Origin of the sequence: Streptomyces candidus, assembly GCF_014207445.1 — a bacterium.
Taxonomy (GTDB): domain Bacteria; phylum Actinomycetota; class Actinomycetes; order Streptomycetales; family Streptomycetaceae; genus Streptomyces; species Streptomyces candidus.
In genome coordinates this window covers 49757-67470 of sequence record NZ_JACHEM010000013.1, presented here as the reverse complement: position 1 = coordinate 67470, position 17714 = coordinate 49757, and the positions used below count along the sequence as shown (strand labels likewise).

Below are 17714 nucleotides of genomic sequence, written 5' to 3'. Positions count from 1 at the left end.
GGACAACGGACGGCCAAGGGCACCGCCCGGCAGGCTGCCGACAGCGAAACCATGAAGTACGCCGCCCGCGCGGGATTCGCCGCGCGCGGCGTCATTCACCTGCTGATCGGAGTCCTGGCGATGCAGATCGCCGTGGGCGGCGGAGGCAAGTCGGCCGACCAGGGCGGGGCGCTGGCGGAGATCGCGGAGAAGCCGTTCGGCAAGGTCCTGCTGTGGGCACTGGGCATCGGGCTGATCGCGATGGCGCTGTGGCAGTTGTCGGAGGCCCTGTTCGGTTCGGTGGGCCCCGACGGGCACAAGCCGCGCAAGCGCCTGCTGGCCGGCGCCCTGTTCGTCTTCTACGGCTTCGTCTCGTACTCGGTGCTGGCCTTCGCGGTCGGCAGCAAGAGCAGCGGCGGCAACTCCAGCGACAAGGAGTCGCAGGACGTCACGGCGAGGGCGATGGAACTCCCGGCCGGGCGGTGGCTGGTCGGCGTGGTGGCGCTGGTCATCGTCGGATCCGGGGTGTGGATCGCGATCCAGGCGGCGCGGCGCAAGTACCACAAGGAAATGAAGATGGGCGAGATGTCGCGCCGCACACGGCAGTTGGTGGACGTCACCGGCGTCGGCGGCGGCGTGGCCCGCGGCCTGGTCTTCGCGGTGGCCGGTGGCTTCGCCCTGGCCGCGGCCGTGACGTACGACTCGGACAAGGCCAAGGGCATGGACGACACGATCCGCAGCTTCCGGGAGACCCCGGTGGGACCCTGGCTGCTCGTGGCACTGGCCGTCGGGCTGATCCTGTTCGGTGTGTTCTCCTTCGCGATGGCCCGGTGGCGCAAGCTGTAGCGCCGGAAGCCCCCGGGGGCAGGAGTACGGAAGATGTCTCGCCCGCACGAGCAGGCGAGACATTTTCCGTGCCTGCGCAACTCGACCGCGCGGGCCGGGTGCGACACCGCCCCCGTCCGGTGTGGGGCCGGACGGGGGCGGGGATCAGGGGCTGCCGTGGCAGCGTCGGGCTCAGCCCTGGTGCGGGTAGCGGTAGTCGGTCGGCGGGACCAGGGTCTCCTTGATGGCCCGGGTCAGGGTCCAGCGCTGGAGGTTCTGGGGCGCACCGGCCTTGTCGTTCGTACCGGAGGCGCGGCCTCCGCCGAACGGCTGCTGGCCGACGACGGCACCCGTCGACTTGTCGTTGATGTAGAAGTTGCCCGCGGCGTAGCGCAGCTTCTCCATCGTGTGGGCGGCGGCGGCACGGTCGCCCGCGATGACCGAGCCGGTCAGCGCGTAGTCGGAGACCGACTCCATCTGCTCCAGCATGGCGTCGTACTTGTCGTCCTCGTACACGTGGACGGCGAGGATCGGGCCGAAGTACTCGGTCGTGAAGACCTCGTTGGCCGGGTCGGTGCACTCGATGACCGTCGGCCGGACGAAGTAGCCGACCGAGTCGTCGTAGGTGCCACCGGCGACGATCGTGCAGGAGTCGTCGGCCTTCGCGCGGTCGATGGCCGCCTTGTTCTTGGCGAACGAGCGCTCGTCGATGACGGCACCGATGAAGTTGTCCAGGTCGGTGACGTCGCCCATGGTGATCGAGTCGACCTCGGCGGCGAACTCCTCCTTGAACCCGTCGTTCCAGATCGACGCCGGGACGTAGGCACGCGAGGAGGCCGAGCACTTCTGGCCCTGGAACTCGAAGGAACCGCGGGTCAGCGCGGTCTTCAGGATCGCGCGGTCGGCGCTCGGGTGCGCGACGACGAAGTCCTTGCCGCCGGTCTCGCCGACGAGACGCGGGTACGTGCGGTACTTGGCGATGTTCTCGCCGACCGTCTTCCACAGGTACTGGAAGGTCGGGGTGGAGCCGGTGAAGTGGATGCCGGCCAGGTCGCGGTGGTTCAGGGCCACCTCGGAGACGGCGATGCCGTCGCCGGTGACGAGGTTGATGACGCCCTTGGGCAGACCGGCCTCTTCGAGGAGCTGCATGAGCAGCACCGCGGCGTGCGTCTGCGTCGGGGACGGCTTCCACACGACGACGTTGCCCATCAGCGCGGGGGCGGTGGGCAGGTTGCCCGCGATGGCCGTGAAGTTGAACGGCGTGATCGCGTAGACGAAGCCTTCCAGCGGGCGGTGGTCCAGCCGGTTCCACACGCCGGGCGCGTTCGCCGGGGGCTGCTCGGCGAGCAGGTCGCGGGCGTACTTGACGTTGAAGCGCCAGAAGTCGATCAGCTCGCACGGGGTGTCGATCTCGGCCTGCTGGGCGGTCTTCGACTGGCCGAGCATGGTGGAGGCGGCCAGCGTCTCGCGCCACGGGCCGGAGAGCAGCTCGGCGGCGCGCAGAATGATCGCGGCGCGGTCGTCGAAGGACATCGCGCGCCACGCCGGGGCGGCGGCGAGCGCGGCGTCGATGGCGTCCTGGGCGTCCTGCTGGGTGGCGTGCGCGCCGGTGCCGAGAACGGCCTTGTGGTTGTGCGGCTGTACGACGGTGAAGGTGTCGCCGCCACCCATCCGCTTCTCACCGTTGATGGTCATCGGGAGGTCGATGGGGTTCTCGGCCAGCTCCTTGAGCTTGGCTTCGAGGCGGGTGCGCTCCGGCGAGCCGGGGGCGTAGGAGTGCACCGGCTCGTTGACCGGGGCGGGGACCTGGGTCACAGCGTCCATGGGTTCCATAGCTCCTTGAATCAGTCTGCCGGGGGTGCGGCAGTTCGGTGCGATGACGTCGGGGGCGATCAGTTCTTGGTGATGATCGAGCGGCCGAAGAAGAGCAGGTTCGCGGGCTTCTCCGCCAGGCGGCGCATGAAATACCCGTACCAGTCGGTGCCGTACGCGGTGTACACACGCATCCGGTGTCCCTCGGCGGCCAGCCGGACGTGTTCGTCGCTGCGGATGCCGTACAGCATCTGGAACTCGTACTCGTCCAGCTTGCGCCCCGCGCGGCGCGCGAGCTCCTGCGCGATGGCGATCAGGCGCGGGTCGTGGGACCCGATCATCGGGTAGCCGTCGCCCTCCATCAGGATCTTCATGATCCGCACGTACGCCTTGTCGATCTCCCCCTTGTCCTGGTGGGCGACGGACGCGGGCTCCTTGTACGCACCCTTCACGATACGTACGCGGCTGCCGGAGGCGGCGAGCCTGCGGGCGTCGGCCTCGGTGCGGAAGAGGTACGCCTGGATGACACAGCCGGTCTGCGGGAAGTCCTTCCGCAGCTCCTCGTGGATGGCGAACATGGAGTCGAGGGTGGTGTGGTCCTCGGCGTCCAGGGTGACCGTGGTGCCGATGGCGGCGGCGGCCTCGACGACGGGGCGGACGTTCGCGAGGGCCAGCTCGTGGCCGTCCTCCAGCGCCTGCCCGAACATGGACAGTTTCACGGACATCTCGGCCTTGGTGCCCAGGCCCAGGTCCTTGAGGTGCGCGATCAGGTCGAGGTAGGCGTCGCGGGCGGCGCAGGCCTGCTCGCGGGTCGTGATGTCCTCGCCGACGACGTCCAGGGTGACTTCCAGGCCCTTGTCGGTGGCGTCCAGGACGATCGGCACGACGTGCTCGACGGTCTCACCGGCGATGAACCGGTCGACGACCTGTTTGGTGCCCGGGGCAACCGAGACGAAGCGGCGCATCTGGTCGCTGCGCGATGCGGCCAGGATCACGGGACCCAGCACGGGGCACCTCCACGGAAAACAATAGAAGGGGCCGTGACCAGCACTTTTGTAACGGAACTGGGACGGCACGGATAACCACGGTGAAATCTAGGTATCGCGCCGACCTTGGACTACCGACAGCTGTCACGCATCCGGAGACACCACCTCATACATATGTCTGAAACGGTGCGAGAATGACACCGTGAACGCCGATTACCAAGACCTGGTCGATGAGATCTCCGCCCTGCTGGGCGCGCCCGCGACCCTGGAGGACCGGGACTTCCGGCTGATCGCGTTCGGAGCGCACGACGGCGACGACGCGGGCGCGATGGACCCGGTCCGCACCCGCTCGATCCTGACCCGGCGCTCCACGGCCGAGGTCAGGGCGTGGTTCGAGCGCTTCGGCATCGCGACGGCCACCGGCCCGGTGCGCATCCCCGCGGACCCGGGTGCCGGGGTACTGCGCGCGCGGCTGTGCCTGCCGGTGCGGCACCGGGGAACGGTGTTCGGGTACGTGTGGCTGCTGGCCGGGGACGCTCCCGTGCCGACGCTTCCCCATACGGAGCTCGCGGACGCCGACCTGGACGCGGCGATGGCGGTGTGTGCCCGGACAGGGGCCCAGCTCGCCGACGAGGCCCGCGCCCGCGCCGACCTCGGCCCGCACCTGAACACCCTGCTCACCTCGGACTCCGAGGACCGCAGGGAGGCCGCGCTCGCCACACTGACCGGCCCCTTGGGCGCGGGGCCCTGCACCCTGCTGTGCGCCGCGCCCTGGACCGCCCCGTTGCCCGGCCTGCGTACGATGCCGGGCGCCTCGGCACTCACCCTCGTACCGGTGCCGGGGGCCGCCGGACCCCGGCTCGCGGTGCTGGTCAGACTGGGGGCGGGGGCGGACCTGGGACCGGCCGGGGCGGCGGCGAAGGCGCTGCTGGCGAGCGCCCCCGGAGCCGCGCCGGCCACTGCGCACACCGCCACCGCCTCCCCCGCCTCCGTTCCCGCCGCCGTCGGCATCGGCACCGCGGCGCGCACGCTCGCCGACCTCCCCGCGGCCTGGCGCGAAGCCTCCGCCGCCGCCCGCGCCGCCCTGGCCCGCCCGCACCTGGGCCCGGTGGCCGAGTGGTCGGCCATCGGCCCGTACCGCCTCCTGGCCGCCCTCCCGGACAGCGGCCCCGGCCATCCGGTGGACCCGGCCGTAGCCCCGCTCCTCTCCCCCGCGCACACGGAACTCGCCCGCACCGCCGAGGTGTTCCTCGACTGCGCGGGCCAGGCGGGCCGTACCGCGACCGCCCTGAGCATCCACCGCCAGACCCTCTACTACCGTCTGTCCCGGGTGGAGCAGCTCACCGGCCTGGACCTGCACGACGGCGAGGACCGGCTGCTGCTGCACATGTCGCTGAAGGCGGCCAGGCTGTAGGGGCACCGGCGGGCGTCCGCTTCAGTCCTCCAGCTCCTCGACGGGCCGGTCGGTCACCACGGCGATCAGGAAGAACGGGCAGTCGCCGTCGATCTGGTTGACGGAGAGAGCGACCCAGCGGTCCGCGTGACCACCGGGCGGACGTACCGGACCCCAGACGTGCAGGGTCCCCAACGCGTCCATATTGCGCAGCTGTTCGTAGAGCGGCGGCAGGTTCGGGTCGCCCTCCGACCACCAGACGGCCACTCGGTTGCCGACGTCCCGGTGCGCGCCCCAGCGGGCGTCAAGCTGCCGCACGAGCTCGTCACCGTGCCCGTACGCCCGCTCCTGTGCCTCTTCCCACTCCTTCTCGTACACCCCTTGCAGGTCCTCGCCCGACCAGAGTTCGGCGATCGCGTAACCTTCGCCGCGCACCGAGAGCGTCTCCCCGGTGTGGGCCTGGCGGTCGTACTCCGGCGGCCCGCTCACCGGAACCTCCCCGGCTAGCAGGGTTTCGATCCCGGCGAGAGCGCGGGCGGCCTCGAAGGTCTCGCCTCCGCGTGCGTTCACAGGGTGCTCCGGTCCATGGGCTTGGGGAGGGGTTCCAGGGCGCCAGCATCGCGTAGGCGCAGATGGGCGGCAGCCACGGTGTCGGGGGCTCCGGGTGGGGCGATGTCGAGTAGAACGCCGCCGGTCGGCAGGGGTGTGCACACCGTCCTCAGCTCGTCCGGGACCAAGGCCGCGCGGGCCGGAGACAGATATCCGATACGGCCCACGGCCGGCCTGGCCACCCGCGCTCCCACTCCCCGCAGCGCGTCGCGTTCCGCGCCATCGACGACGTCCCCGAAGTCCGGATTCCACACCTCGGCAACGGCACGCAGGAGTTCGGCCTCCGGAACGGCAGCCCCTTCGACGGACTCGATCTCAAGCAGCATCGCCTGCAGCAGGTTCGGCGATTCACCGCCGGTCCGGCCACTCACCGAGATTTCCCAGCCGGGCGCGCTCGCCGCGACCAGACTCGGTCCGACACCCGTCCGTTCGGTCCAGCCTTCGCCCGCTTCCTCCTCTCGCAGCACGGCAAGCAGGGCGTGTTCTTCCGCACGAAATCCTGCGGAGCCCCCGTCATTCCGGATCAGCAGCCATCGCGCCCCCTCCGTCGCGCTCCACGCGGCAGGAAGCAACCCCTCGACTGCGTCAAGAGTTGCTGTCCAAGCAGCGGCCAGTTCCTCCAGTGGCTGCCGGCGGGGGCCCCAGAAACCCCGCACCATTCGTTTCATCCGATGCCTCCACCCTCGATGCCCGTGCGTGTGCCGAACGTCCGACCGGTTGCGTTCCCAGGCAGGTTAGCCAAATGCCTCGGGCTTTCTGGGCCCTCCCGGTTCGGCCTTGTTCCAGACGACCTCGATGTCGAGCCCCGCCTTCTCGAACTCCTCGCGGGTCGCCTTCGCCGCACGCTCGTTGGAGAAGTGCCACTCGATGGCACGTCCATCGGCCGCGTCGATCTGCCGCTGGGCCTCGTCCAGGAACTTCTTCTTTCCGTACGCGGTGAGCTCGCCGGTGCCGGGGGCCACGAACCTCGCGCTTTTCCCATAGCCGTTCTTGGCCTCCAGGAAGGTCTGCCGCGAGGCGTCCCATCCGTCGTACTCCACCGGAGGTTTGCTCTTGTCCGGGTGCGGCACGATGTACTCGTGGCCACGGACCGTGCCGGTCACCTGCTCCTGGTAACGCAGCCACGACTCGTTCTTCTGAATCGGCCGGGGATTGCGGTCGCGCGACGCCCAGTAGCCATCGCCGCGGTCCGCCGAACCCAGCTTCGGGGCCTTCAAGTCGGCCATCCAGTCGGGTTTTTCGAAGTTGCGCGAGTCCGTCGCGTCGCCGGGCTTGGGCGCGGGCCACTGCTTGCGCTTCGCCACCGCCTTGGCCGCCCGAGCCGGCTCCTCCGCGCGCTTCTTCGCCACCCAGGCGTCCCGCTCCGCCTTGCGGGCTTCCTCCGCCTCGGCCTTGGCGGTCTTGTCGCAGCCGTCGGCGGCGAGATAGCGGGCCCTGGGAGCGGGACCCGCCGCGATCAGCCCCGTACCGGAGCCGGGTACACCACCGAGGCCCGGGGTTCCACCGACGCCCGGACCGCTCGCGATCGGGCACCCCGCACTGCGGGCCCGGTCCTCCGCGAGGTCGGCCGCCTCGTCCGCCTCCTTGGCGGCCCTCCGGGCCGCCTCCACGTCCCCCGCGTCCGCGGCCTTGCGCGCGCGGGTCGCCGCATCGCCCGCCTTGTCGGCCGCCTCCGCAGCCTCGGCGACTCCCTTGGCCGCCTTGCCCAGATGGGAGAACTTGCCGACGACCTTGGCGACGTCGTAGCCGGGGATGAAGAGCGACCCGACGTTCCAGACGACGTCGGTGACGGCGCGGGTCTTCTCGCCGTTGTTCCAGCGCCGGCGTACCTCGTCACCGACGAACAGGTCGTCGCCGACCGTGAAGGCGGTGTTCCAGGACGCCTCGCCCCAGTCCCCGATCGCTCCGAAGTAGTCGCCGTCGTCCCACTTGCCGGCCGCGTCCTCGGAGTCCTGGAGCCACTGGCCACCGAGCTGCTTGCCGTACTCGCCGATGCCTTCCCAGGTCTCGCCCTTGAAGAGGTCGACGAATCCGGTGACGTCTCCCCAGACGCCGTCCACCACGACGCCCTTGAAGACCTGGGTGACACGGTCGCCCGCACAGCCGAAGAAGCCCCAGCCGGAGCAGTCCTCCTTCTCCTTGGCCTCCTGCTTCTCCTGCTGCTGGGGCTCCTCGGCCTCCTCTCCCGGCGCGGGCATGTCGTCGTACTCGGCCTCGGTCTCCGGGCCCGCGTTGATCTGTGTATTGCCCGGGTTCCCGGGGCCGCCGGTTCCACCGGGCCCACCCGTACCTGCCGTACCCCCGGCACCACCGGCACCACCGGCACCACCGGCACCCCCGGCGCCGCCCACGCCCCCACCGGCACCACCAGCTCCTCCGGCCGCACCACCGGTCGCACCAGCCACACCACCGGTACCACCGGCCCCGCCAGCACCCGCCCCGCCAACGCCCGCCGGGCCCTCAACTCCCCCGTTCGTCACGCCCGTCGGCGGCTCCGCCGCTCCCTGTTCGCCGCCGCCTCCGCAGTTCGTCCCGCCCGTGATCGAGCAGACCGCCTGCCCGAGTCCCTCCGCGATACGGCCGCCGAACCCGGACAGGGTCAGCGCCAGCACGATTCCCGCGAGGATCACGACGAGACCGGCGTACTCGACCGTGGACTGCCCCCGGTCCCGCCGCCAGGTGATCATCCGGGGCAGGGAGAAGCGCCAGTCCCAGCGGCGGGCGGGCGGCGCCGGCCGGTCGGGGCGGTCGAACCATTCCCGGCTCTCCGCCCGCGTCAGCAGCCACAGCACCACCAGCGGCACCAGTAACTGGCTGAAGCCCCGGAGGGAGCCGGCACCGATGCTGCCGACGCCCCCGAGGACCAGCCAGACCTGTACGCCGAGCAGCCCGCCCCACACCCGCCGCCCGCCGGTCCACAACCGCCGCGAGAGCAGGAACCCGGCGACCCCGGGCGCGGCCCCGTACAGCACAAGGCCGAACACCCCGGCGAACGGCCCGTCCGCCGCGAGCGCGGAACCGAGCAGGCCGAGGCCGCCCAGCACGGTGGCCGCGAAGAGGAGCAGGACCAGGACCCGTATCGCGAGCAGCGACCCCGGCAACGGCGGCCCTGGCACCCGCCCGGGACGCACCGGGACCGGTCCCGCGGGTATGCCACCGACCGCAGACATGCACCACCCCAACTGCCGTACGCCGCACGCGTCCGCGTACGGAGGAGCGGCTCACGCTAGGGCGGCGCGGGGTGGTCGTCATGGGCCCCTGGGCCCCACCCCGGGCCCAAGACCGGCGGGCGGTGGCACCACGCACCGCACCCCCGTCCGGACGCCTGTGCGGAAGAGGCGGTCAGGACGGGGGTGCGAGGGAACCCGGGGTCGGCGGGGGCGCTAGTCCGCCAGGTTGATGGAGCGGGCCGAAGCGGCGCCGATCTCCTCGGCCAGCTCGGTGAGCACCGTCTGCGGGACGGTGTCGTCCACGGTCAGCACGGCGAGCGCCTCGCCGCCGGCGTCGGCGCGGGCGACCTGCATGCCCGCGATGTTGAGGCCGGCTTCGCCCAGCACCCGGCCGACCGTGCCGACGACACCGGGGCGGTCCTGGTAGCGCAGCACGACCATGTGGTCGGCGAGGGCCAGGTCCACGTCGTACTCGCCGATGCCGACGATCTTCTTGAGGTTCTTCGGGCCGGCCAGCGTGCCGGAGACGGAGACCTCCTCGCCGCCGGTGAGCGTGCCCCGTACCGTCACCACATTGCGGTGCTCGGGGGACTCGCTGCTGGTGGTGAGACGGACCTCGACGCCGCGCTCCTGGGCGAAGAGCGGCGCGTTGACGTAGGAGACGGTCTCGTCGACGACGTCCTCGAAGACGCCCTTGAGTGCGGAGAGTTCGAGCACCTTGACGTCGTGCTGGGTGATCTCCCCGTACACCTCGACGTCGAGCCGGGCGGCTACCTCGCCCGCGAGCGCGGTGAAGATCCGGCCGAGCTTCTCCGCGAGCGGCAGGCCGGGCCGTACGTCCTCGGCGATGATGCCGCCCTGGACGTTGACCGCGTCGGGGACCAGCTCGCCGGCGAGCGCCAGCCGCACGGACTTGGCGACGGAGACGCCCGCCTTCTCCTGCGCCTCGTCGGTCGAAGCGCCCAGGTGCGGGGTGCAGACGACCTGGTCGAGCTCGAAGAGCGGGGAGTCCGTGCAGGGCTCCTTCGCGTACACGTCGAGGCCCGCTCCGGCGACGCGGCCCTCCTTGAGCGCCGAGTACAGCGCGGCCTCGTCGACGATCCCGCCGCGCGCGGCGTTGACGATACGGACGGCCGGCTTGACCTTGTGCAGGGCCTCGTCGCCGATCAGACCCAGGGTCTCGGGGGTCTTGGGGAGGTGCACGGTGATGAAGTCGGAGACTTCGAGCAGCTCGTCGAGGGTGAGGACCTTGACGCCCATCTGGGCGGCGCGGGCGGGCTGTACGTACGGGTCGTAGGCGACGACCTTCATGCCGAACGCCGACATCCGCTGGGCGACCAGCGCGCCGATGCGGCCGAGGCCGACGACGCCGAGGGTCTTCTCGGCCAGCTCGACGCCGCTGTACTTCGAGCGCTTCCACTCGCCGTTCTTCAGTGCGGAGTTGGCCTGCGGGATGTTGCGGGCCGTGGCGAGGATGAGGCCGCAGGCGAGTTCGGCGGCGGTGACGATGTTTGAGGTCGGCGCGTTGACGACCATGACGCCGGATTTGGTGGCGGCGGAGACGTCGACGTTGTCGAGGCCCACACCGGCGCGGGCGACGACCCGCAGTTTCTTCGCAGCGGCGATGGCCTCCGCGTCGACCTTGGTCGCCGAGCGGACGAGGATCGCGTCCACGTCGGCGATGGCGGGCAGGAGTTCGTCGCGGTCGGCTCCGTTGCAGTGCCGGATCTCGAAGTCCGGCCCGAGGGCGTCGACGGTGGCGGGCGACAGCTCTTCAGCGATGAGTACGACAGGCTTGGCAGTGCTCACGTGAGTCCTCACTGGTCCTTTGCGGACGGCCGTCCCGACGGCCGCAGGCGTGGAGGGGGCTAGCCGCGTGGAAGACGCACGACGCTGTGGGCCTGACGCGTGTATTGGTTCAGAAGTGTAGTGGTGCGGGCGCCCGCATTCGCCGCCCGTGCGCAACGATCACCCGTCCGTGAAGGGGCGGGGTGTCCGGAGCGGCGGGAACGGGGTGGGGGCGCGCGCTCCCGCGCCGCGGCCCCCACCCCTCAGGGCTTACGCCTCTTCGTCGTTGACCCAGCTCATGAGCTTGCGGAGCTCCTTGCCCGTGGTCTCCAGCAGGTGGTCCTCGTCGGCCTTCTTGTACTCGGAGTACTTCTTCAGGCCGCCGTGGTACTCGTCCATCCACTGCTTGGCGAAGGTGCCGTCCTGGATCTCGGTCAGGACCTTCTTCATCTCGGCCTTGGTGTCGGCGGTGATGATGCGCGGACCGGTGATGTAGTCGCCCCACTCGGCGGTCTCGGAGACCGACCAGCGCATCTTCTCCAGGCCGCCCTCGTACATCAGGTCGACGATGAGCTTCAGCTCGTGGAGGCACTCGAAGTAGGCGATCTCCGGCTGGTAGCCGGCCTCGGTCAGGGTCTCGAAACCGGCCTTGACCAGGGCGGCGGTGCCACCGCAGAGGACGGCCTGCTCGCCGAACAGGTCGGTCTCGGTCTCCTCGGTGAAGGTCGTCTTGATGACGCCGGCGCGGGTGCCGCCGATCGCCTTCGCGTACGAGAGGGCCAGCTCGAAGCCCTTGCCGGTGGCGTCCTGCTCGACGGCGGCGATGCAGGGAACACCGCGGCCCTCCTCGTACTGACGGCGGACCAGGTGGCCGGGACCCTTCGGGGCGACCATGGCGACGTCGACGCCGGCCGGCGGCTTGATGAAGCCGAAGCGGATGTTCAGACCGTGGCCGAAGAAGAGGGCGTCGCCGTCCTTGAGGTTGTCCTTGACGGACTCCTCGTAGACCTGGGCCTGGATCGGGTCCGGGACGAGGATCATGATGACGTCGGCCTCGGCGGACGCCTCCGCCGGGGTGACGACGCGCAGGCCCTGCTCCTCGGCCTTCGCCCTGGACTTGGAGCCCTCGTGCAGACCGACGCGCACGTCGACGCCCGAGTCACGGAGCGACAGCGCGTGGGCGTGGCCCTGGCTGCCGTAACCGAGAACCGCGACCTTGCGGCCCTGGATGACGGAAAGGTCTGCGTCGGCGTCGTAGAACAGCTCGGCCACTGGGTTTCTCCTATGTGTGCGGGTTGTGCGACCCACCGTACGGCGGGCTTCGGAAGGAAGGTCTTCGGGTCTCGGTATCCGAGAGGCCGGGGATTTACGCGGAGCGGTCGAGGGCGCGCAGCGAGCGGTCCGTGATGGACCGTGCACCGCGCCCTATGGCGATCGTGCCGGACTGGACGAGCTCCTTGATGCCGTACTGCTCCAGCATCTTCAGCATCGCTTCGAGCTTGTCGGCGCCGCCCGTGGCCTCGATGGTCACCGCGTCGGGCGACACGTCGACGGTCTTGGCGCGGAACAGCTGGACGATCTCGGTGACCTGGGAGCGGGTCTCGTTGTCGGCGCGGACCTTCACCAGGACGAGTTCGCGCTGGATCGCGGCGGCGGGTTCCAGCTCGACGATCTTCAGGACGTTGACGAGCTTGTTGAGCTGCTTGGTCACCTGCTCCAGCGGCAGCGCCTCGATCACGTTGACCACGATGGTGATGCGCGAGATCTCGGGGTGCTCGGTGGTCCCCACCGCGAGGGAGTCGATGTTGAATCCGCGCCGGGAGAAGAGGGCGGTGATCCGGGCGAGGACGCCGGGCTTGTTCTCCACCAGGACGGAGAGCGTGTGCTTGGACATGATTCTCTCTCTGCTCTTGTCTGGCTCTAGTCGTCTTCGTTGTCGCCGAAGTCGGGGCGGACGCCCCGGGCGGCCATGACCTCGTCGTTGGAGGTGCCGGCGGCGACCATCGGCCAGACCATGGCGTCCTCGTGGACGATGAAGTCGACGACGACCGGGCGGTCGTTGATGGAGTTGGCCTCTTCGATGCACTTGTCGAGGTCCTCGGGACGCTCGCAGCGGATCGCGTGGCAGCCCATCGCCTCGGACAGCTTGACGAAGTCCGGGACGCGGGTGCCCTTGGCCGCGTTGCCCTCGCAGTCCTGACCGCTGTGCAGCACGGTGTTGGAGTAGCGCTGGTTGTAGAACAGGGTCTGCCACTGCCGGACCATGCCGAGGGCGCCGTTGTTGATGATGGCGACCTTGATGGGGATGTTGTTCAGGGCGCAGGTGGTGAGTTCCTGGTTGGTCATCTGGAAGCAGCCGTCGCCGTCGATCGCCCAGACCGTACGGTGCGGCATGCCGGCCTTGGCCCCCATCGCGGCCGGGACCGCGTAGCCCATCGTTCCGGCGCCGCCGGAGTTGAGCCAGGTCGCGGGCTGCTCGTACTGGATGAAGTGCGAGGCCCACATCTGGTGCTGGCCGACGCCCGCCGCGTAGATGGTGTCGTCGGGGGCGAGTTCACCGATCCGCTGGATGACCTGCTGCGGCGACAGCGAACCGTCGTCGGGCTGGTCGTACCCCAGCGGGTAGGTGTCCCGCCAGCGGCTCAGGTCCTTCCACCAGGCGCTGTAGTCGCCGGTGTTGCCCTCGGTGTGCTCGGCCTGGACGGCCTGGACCAGGTCGGCGATGACCTCGCGGGCGTCGCCGACGATCGGCACGTCGGCGGCGCGGTTCTTGCCGATCTCGGCCGGGTCGATGTCGGCGTGGACGATCTTCGCGAAGGGCGCGAAGCTGTCCAGCTTGCCGGTGACGCGGTCGTCGAAGCGGGCGCCGAGGGCGACGATCAGGTCGGCCTTCTGGAGCGCGGTGACGGCGGTGACCGCACCGTGCATGCCCGGCATTCCGACGTGCAGCGGGTGGCTGTCGGGGAATGCGCCGAGCGCCATCAGTGTGGTGGTGACGGGCGCTCCGGTGAGCTCTGCGAGGACCTTCAGTTCGGCGGTGGCCTGCGCCTTGAGGACGCCTCCGCCGACGTACAGGACGGGCCGCTTGGCGGCGGTGATCAGCTTGGCGGCCTCGCGGATCTGCTTGGCGTGCGGCTTGGTGACGGGCCGGTAGCCGGGCAGATCGGCGACGGGCGGCCAGGAGAAGGTGGTCTGCGCCTGGAGAAGGTCCTTGGGGATGTCGACGAGGACGGGGCCCGGGCGGCCGGTGGAGGCGATGTGGAAGGCCTCGGCGATGGCGCGCGGGATGTCGGCCGCGGCGGTGACCAGGAAGTTGTGCTTGGTGATGGGCATCGTGATGCCGCAGATGTCCGCCTCCTGGAAGGCGTCGGTGCCGATTGCCTTGGAGACGACCTGGCCGGTGATCGCCACCATCGGCACCGAGTCCATCATCGCGTCCGCGATCGGGGTGACCAGGTTCGTCGCGCCGGGGCCGCTCGTCGCCATGCAGACGCCGACCTTGCCGGTGGCCTGGGCGTAGCCGGTGGCCGCGTGACCCGCGCCCTGCTCGTGGCGGACCAGGACGTGACGGACCCGGGTGGAGTCCATCATCGGGTCGTACGCCGGCAGGATCGTGCCGCCCGGGATGCCGAATACCGTGTCGGCCCCGACCTCTTCGAGCGCCCGGATGAGCGACTGCGCGCCCGTCACGTGCTCGATCGGGCTGGTGTGGGGTCCGCTGTTTCGGGGTCGGGGCTGCGGATGGTGGGCCCCGGTGGCCTGCTCGGTCATCGGCGTTCTCTTCTCGAAGCTGAGGGTGTGAGCTGAGGGTGGGAGACGAGTCTTTTGAGAGGTTTCGGGCGGCGGTTCGGGCGGCACTGGTGCAACAAAAAACCCCCCGTGCCGTGAGGCAAGCGAGGGGAGCGCGTCGGGGCGGGACAAGCAGGTTCAGTGGTGAACCGTGCTTCAGCCGACGCGCTTTCCAAGTACGAGAATTCGGGTGCGCATGGCATTGACCCTCCCTCCGGCGCACGGGGTGTGTCAAGTGGGTGGGACGGACGTCTCAGTATTTGAGCGCAATGGCGGATGGGTGAACGAGTCCACGGCCGACGCTCCCGCATGCCGTACGGGAAGCGGGCCGCCGGTCAGGACCGGCAGCGGGGCCCCCTTGCCGATGCCCGCACCGCCGGGCACCCGGAGCCCGCCGAGCCCACCGGGCGCGCCCGGAGCACCGTGACCCCCGGGCGTGCCGGGAGCACCGTGCCCTCCCGGGGCGCCGGGCACCGGGTAGGCGCCGCGCACCAGGGCGCGACGCAGCCGGTACTCGTCCAGCGGGCCGGAGAAGGCCATGCCCTGTCCGTGTGTGCACCCCATCGCCCGCAGGGCGGTCACCTGTTCGGGGAGGTCCACGCCGTCCGCGACGGACTGCATCCCGAGGTCGTCGGCGATGCGCAGCAGACCACTGGTGATCTTGTACAGCCGGGCCGATTCCACGACCCCTTCCACCAGGCTCCGGTCGAGCTTCAGTACGTCGACGGGCAGTCGGCGGAGCGCGTTGATGGCCCCGCACCCGCTGCCGAAGCCGTCGAGTGCGATCCGTACGCCGAGCCGGCGCAGCGCGGACAGGCGCTGCTCCAGGTCGTCGAAGGAGACCCGGGGGTCGCTGTCGGCGATCTCGATGACCAGGGCGCCGGAGGGCAGCCCGTGCCGGGTGAGGAGGGCTTCGACGGAGCCCAGCGGCATGGACCGGTCGACGAGCCGACGGGCGGTGAGGCGGACGGAGACCGGAACGGGGTGTCCGGCCCGGTTGCGTTCGGCGGCCTGTTCCACGGCTTCCTGCAGCAGCCAGCGGCCGAGTTCGGCGGTGCGGTCGCTGTCGTCGGCGACGCGGAGGAATTCGGCCGGGGTGAAGAGGATGCCCTGCGCCGAGCGCCAGCGGGCCTGGGCGGCGACGGCGGCGACCCGTCCGGTGGCGAGGCTGACGACGGGCTGGTGCAGGAGCGCGAACTCGCCGTCGTGCAGTGCGGAGCGCAGCCGCGTGGCGAGTTCCGTGCGCCGTACCACCTCGGCCTGCATCTGCGGGGCGTACAGCTCGACGCGGTCCTTGCCGCCCGCCTTGGCGCGGTACATGGCGAGGTCCGCGTTGCGCATGAGGTCGGTGGGGGTGATGCCGGGCTCGGCGAAGGCGACGCCGATGGAGGCGGCGACCCGGACATCGTTGCCGTCCACCTTGTACGGCTGGGAAAGCGTGAGGCGCAGGCGGTCGGCGATCTCGCACACCTGGTACTCGCGGGCGGTCTGGTCGCGGGTGCCGTCGCCGAGGATGAGCGCGGCGAACTCGTCGCCGCCGAGCCGGGCGGCGGTGTCCCCGATCCGTACCGAGTCCTGGAGCCGGTGGGCCGCCTGGATCAGCAGCTCGTCACCGGCCTGATGACCCAGTCGGTCGTTCACCGCCTTGAAGCCGTCGAGGTCGATGAACAGGACGGCGGTGCCGGGGTCGGTGGCCCGGCGCCCGGTCAGCGCCTGCCGGACCCGTTTGGTGAACAGGGCCCGGTTGGGGAGGTCGGTGAGCGGGTCGTGCTCGGCGTTGTGCTGCAACTGGGCCTGGAGGCGTACCCGTTCGGTGACGTCGCGGCTGTTGAAGATGAGGCCGCCCTGGTGCCGGTTGACGGTGGACTCGACGTTGAGCCAGTCCCCCGAACCGGACTTGAAGCGGCATTCGATACGGGTGGTGGGCTCTTCCACGGGGGAGGCGGCGAGGAAGCGCCGCACCTCGTGGACAACGGAGCCGAGGTCTTCGGGATGGATGATCGACGCCAGCTCGGAACCGACGAGTTCCTCCGCGTCACGGCCGTAGACACCGTTGGCGGCGGGACTGACGTAGCGCAGTATCCCCGTCGGGGCGGCGATCATGATGACGTCGCTGGAGCCCTGCACCAGGGAGCGGAAGTGGCTCTCCTTCTGGGCCAGCTCCTGGGTGAGGGAGATGTTGTCGACGAGCATGATGCCCTGGCGGACCACCAGGGCCAGTACGACCGTGCAGGCCGTGAAGAGGACCACCCGGTCGAGCCGGTGGCCGTCCATGACGTTGTAGAGGATGCCCAGGACGCAGACGGCGGCCGCGAGGTAGGGGGTGAGCGCGGCGAGCGAACCGGCGATGGGACGGCTGAGGTTGCCGCGCACGGCCCGCGCGTGCGGGGCGCGGGAGGTGTGCGGGCCGTGCGCACGCGGGTGGCTCTGCGGGCCGTGGGCGGGTCCGTGCGACGGCGGCTCGGACCACCGCGGGGCGGTCCTGCGCACTCCCCACGGGGCGTACGCGAGGAGCAGCGACCCGGCGAACCAGCCCGCGTCGAGGATCTGACCGGAGTGGTAGTTCTCGCGCAACAGCGGCGAGGTGAACAGGGCGTCGCACAGCACGGTCATCGCGAGCGCCGCGATCGCCGTGTTGATGGCGGTCCGGTTGGCCGAGGAACGCCGGAAGTGCAGCGCCAGGACCATGCTGACGAGCGCGATGTCCAGCAGCGGGTACGCCAGTGAGAGCGCGGCGTGCGCCGTGTTCGCGCCCTTGAGGTCCGCGGTGTGCGCGAGCGCCAGGCTCCAGGAGAGCGTCAGCAGGGAGCCGGCGATCAGCCAGGCGTCGAGCGCCAGGCAGATCCAGCCGGCCCTGGTGACGGGTCGTTTGGCGAGCACGAGCAGGCCGATGATGGCGGGCGGCCCGAAGCAGAGGAAGAAGAAGTCGGCGAGCGAAGGGGCCGGCACCGGGCGCCTGAGCACCACCTCGTACCAGCCCCAGACCGCGTTCCCGCCGGCCGCCATCAGGGAGGAGAGCGCGAACAGCAGCCAGGCGGGGCGGAAGCGGCTCTCCCTGGAACGTGCGTACAGGAAACAGGAGACGGCGGCGACCAGGGCGGCTGCGGCGAGGCCGAAGTCGCCCATGATCAGCGCGAGTTGCGGCGAGCCCCAGCCGAGCGCCGAGCCGGCGGCGTATCCTCCGCAGAGCACGGCGAGCCCGAGCTGGGTCAGCAGGCTGAATCCGGCACCGCCCCTCTCCACCCCGCCGTCCGGGTCGGTCCGCTCGCCGCCGCCCGTTCCGTCGGGGGCGGGAGGGTGGGCCATCAAGGCTCCGGGGGTGCTCACCGGGCCTCCCCGGACGGGGGTTTCGGGCGGCACCGC

The 17714-nt window shown here is 70.6% G+C and carries 12 protein-coding genes; 2 read left to right on the top strand and 10 right to left on the bottom strand.

The genetic code is table 11. The features are described 5' to 3' along the window. Nucleotides 1-51 precede the first annotated feature (51 nt). Nucleotides 52-825: a DUF1206 domain-containing protein gene (locus tag HNQ79_RS23540; RefSeq protein ID WP_185034577.1), complete on the top strand. Its 774-nt coding sequence runs from the start codon at nt 52-54 to the stop codon at nt 823-825. Nucleotides 826-996: 171 nt separating this feature from the next. On the opposite strand, the gene pruA is transcribed toward HNQ79_RS23540, so the two are convergent. After that, the gene (gene pruA / locus HNQ79_RS23535) at nt 997-2628 is read right to left on the bottom strand and encodes an L-glutamate gamma-semialdehyde dehydrogenase (RefSeq protein WP_185034285.1); all 1632 of its coding nucleotides are present in this window, start codon (nt 2626-2628) and stop codon (nt 997-999) included. Between the two features lie 68 nt (nt 2629-2696). Further along, on the bottom strand, nt 2697-3623 hold the full coding sequence (locus HNQ79_RS23530) for a proline dehydrogenase family protein (RefSeq protein ID WP_185034284.1): 927 nt from the start codon (nt 3621-3623) through the stop codon (nt 2697-2699). Between the two features lie 181 nt (nt 3624-3804). Here HNQ79_RS23530 and HNQ79_RS23525 point away from each other — a divergent pair, with 181 nt between their 5' ends. Further along, a complete protein-coding gene (locus HNQ79_RS23525) occupies nt 3805-5016 on the top strand; it encodes a PucR family transcriptional regulator (protein WP_185034283.1) in 1212 nt (403 codons plus the stop codon). A gap of 21 nt (nt 5017-5037) precedes the next feature. Here HNQ79_RS23525 and HNQ79_RS23520 read toward each other — a convergent pair whose 3' ends face one another. The 8 genes from HNQ79_RS23520 to HNQ79_RS23485 all read right to left on the bottom strand — a co-directional run bounded on the left by HNQ79_RS23520 (nt 5038) and on the right by HNQ79_RS23485 (nt 17657). After that, nucleotides 5038-5565 carry a hypothetical protein gene (locus tag HNQ79_RS23520; RefSeq protein ID WP_185034282.1) on the bottom strand — a complete coding sequence of 176 codons (528 nt, stop codon included), beginning with the start codon at nt 5563-5565 and terminating at the stop codon, nt 5038-5040. Further along, the gene (locus HNQ79_RS23515) at nt 5562-6071 is read right to left on the bottom strand and encodes a hypothetical protein (protein WP_229923646.1); all 510 of its coding nucleotides are present in this window, start codon (nt 6069-6071) and stop codon (nt 5562-5564) included. The genes HNQ79_RS23520 and HNQ79_RS23515 overlap by 4 nt, the downstream gene beginning before the upstream one ends. Nucleotides 6072-6338: 267 nt before the next feature. Next, complete coding sequence (locus HNQ79_RS23510) at nt 6339-8774, bottom strand: Tox-REase-5 domain-containing protein (protein WP_185034279.1); 2436 nt, start codon at nt 8772-8774, stop codon at nt 6339-6341. 213 nt (nt 8775-8987) lie between these two features. Continuing rightward, complete coding sequence (gene serA, locus HNQ79_RS23505) at nt 8988-10583, bottom strand: phosphoglycerate dehydrogenase (protein ID WP_185034277.1); 1596 nt, start codon at nt 10581-10583, stop codon at nt 8988-8990. A gap of 249 nt (nt 10584-10832) precedes the next feature. Continuing rightward, a complete protein-coding gene (ilvC, locus tag HNQ79_RS23500) occupies nt 10833-11834 on the bottom strand; it encodes a ketol-acid reductoisomerase (protein ID WP_185034275.1) in 1002 nt (333 codons plus the stop codon). Between the two features lie 94 nt (nt 11835-11928). Next, nucleotides 11929-12456 (bottom strand): acetolactate synthase small subunit, encoded by a 528-nt coding sequence (ilvN, locus tag HNQ79_RS23495; protein ID WP_185034274.1) that lies wholly within the window; start codon nt 12454-12456, stop codon nt 11929-11931. Between the two features lie 26 nt (nt 12457-12482). Further along, nucleotides 12483-14333 carry an acetolactate synthase large subunit gene (locus tag HNQ79_RS23490; protein ID WP_185034272.1) on the bottom strand — a complete coding sequence of 617 codons (1851 nt, stop codon included), beginning with the start codon at nt 14331-14333 and terminating at the stop codon, nt 12483-12485. A gap of 249 nt (nt 14334-14582) precedes the next feature. Then, nucleotides 14583-17657, bottom strand: coding sequence for an EAL domain-containing protein (locus HNQ79_RS23485; RefSeq protein ID WP_185034270.1), 3075 nt, complete (start codon nt 17655-17657; stop codon nt 14583-14585). Nucleotides 17658-17714: the final 57 nt, after the last annotated feature.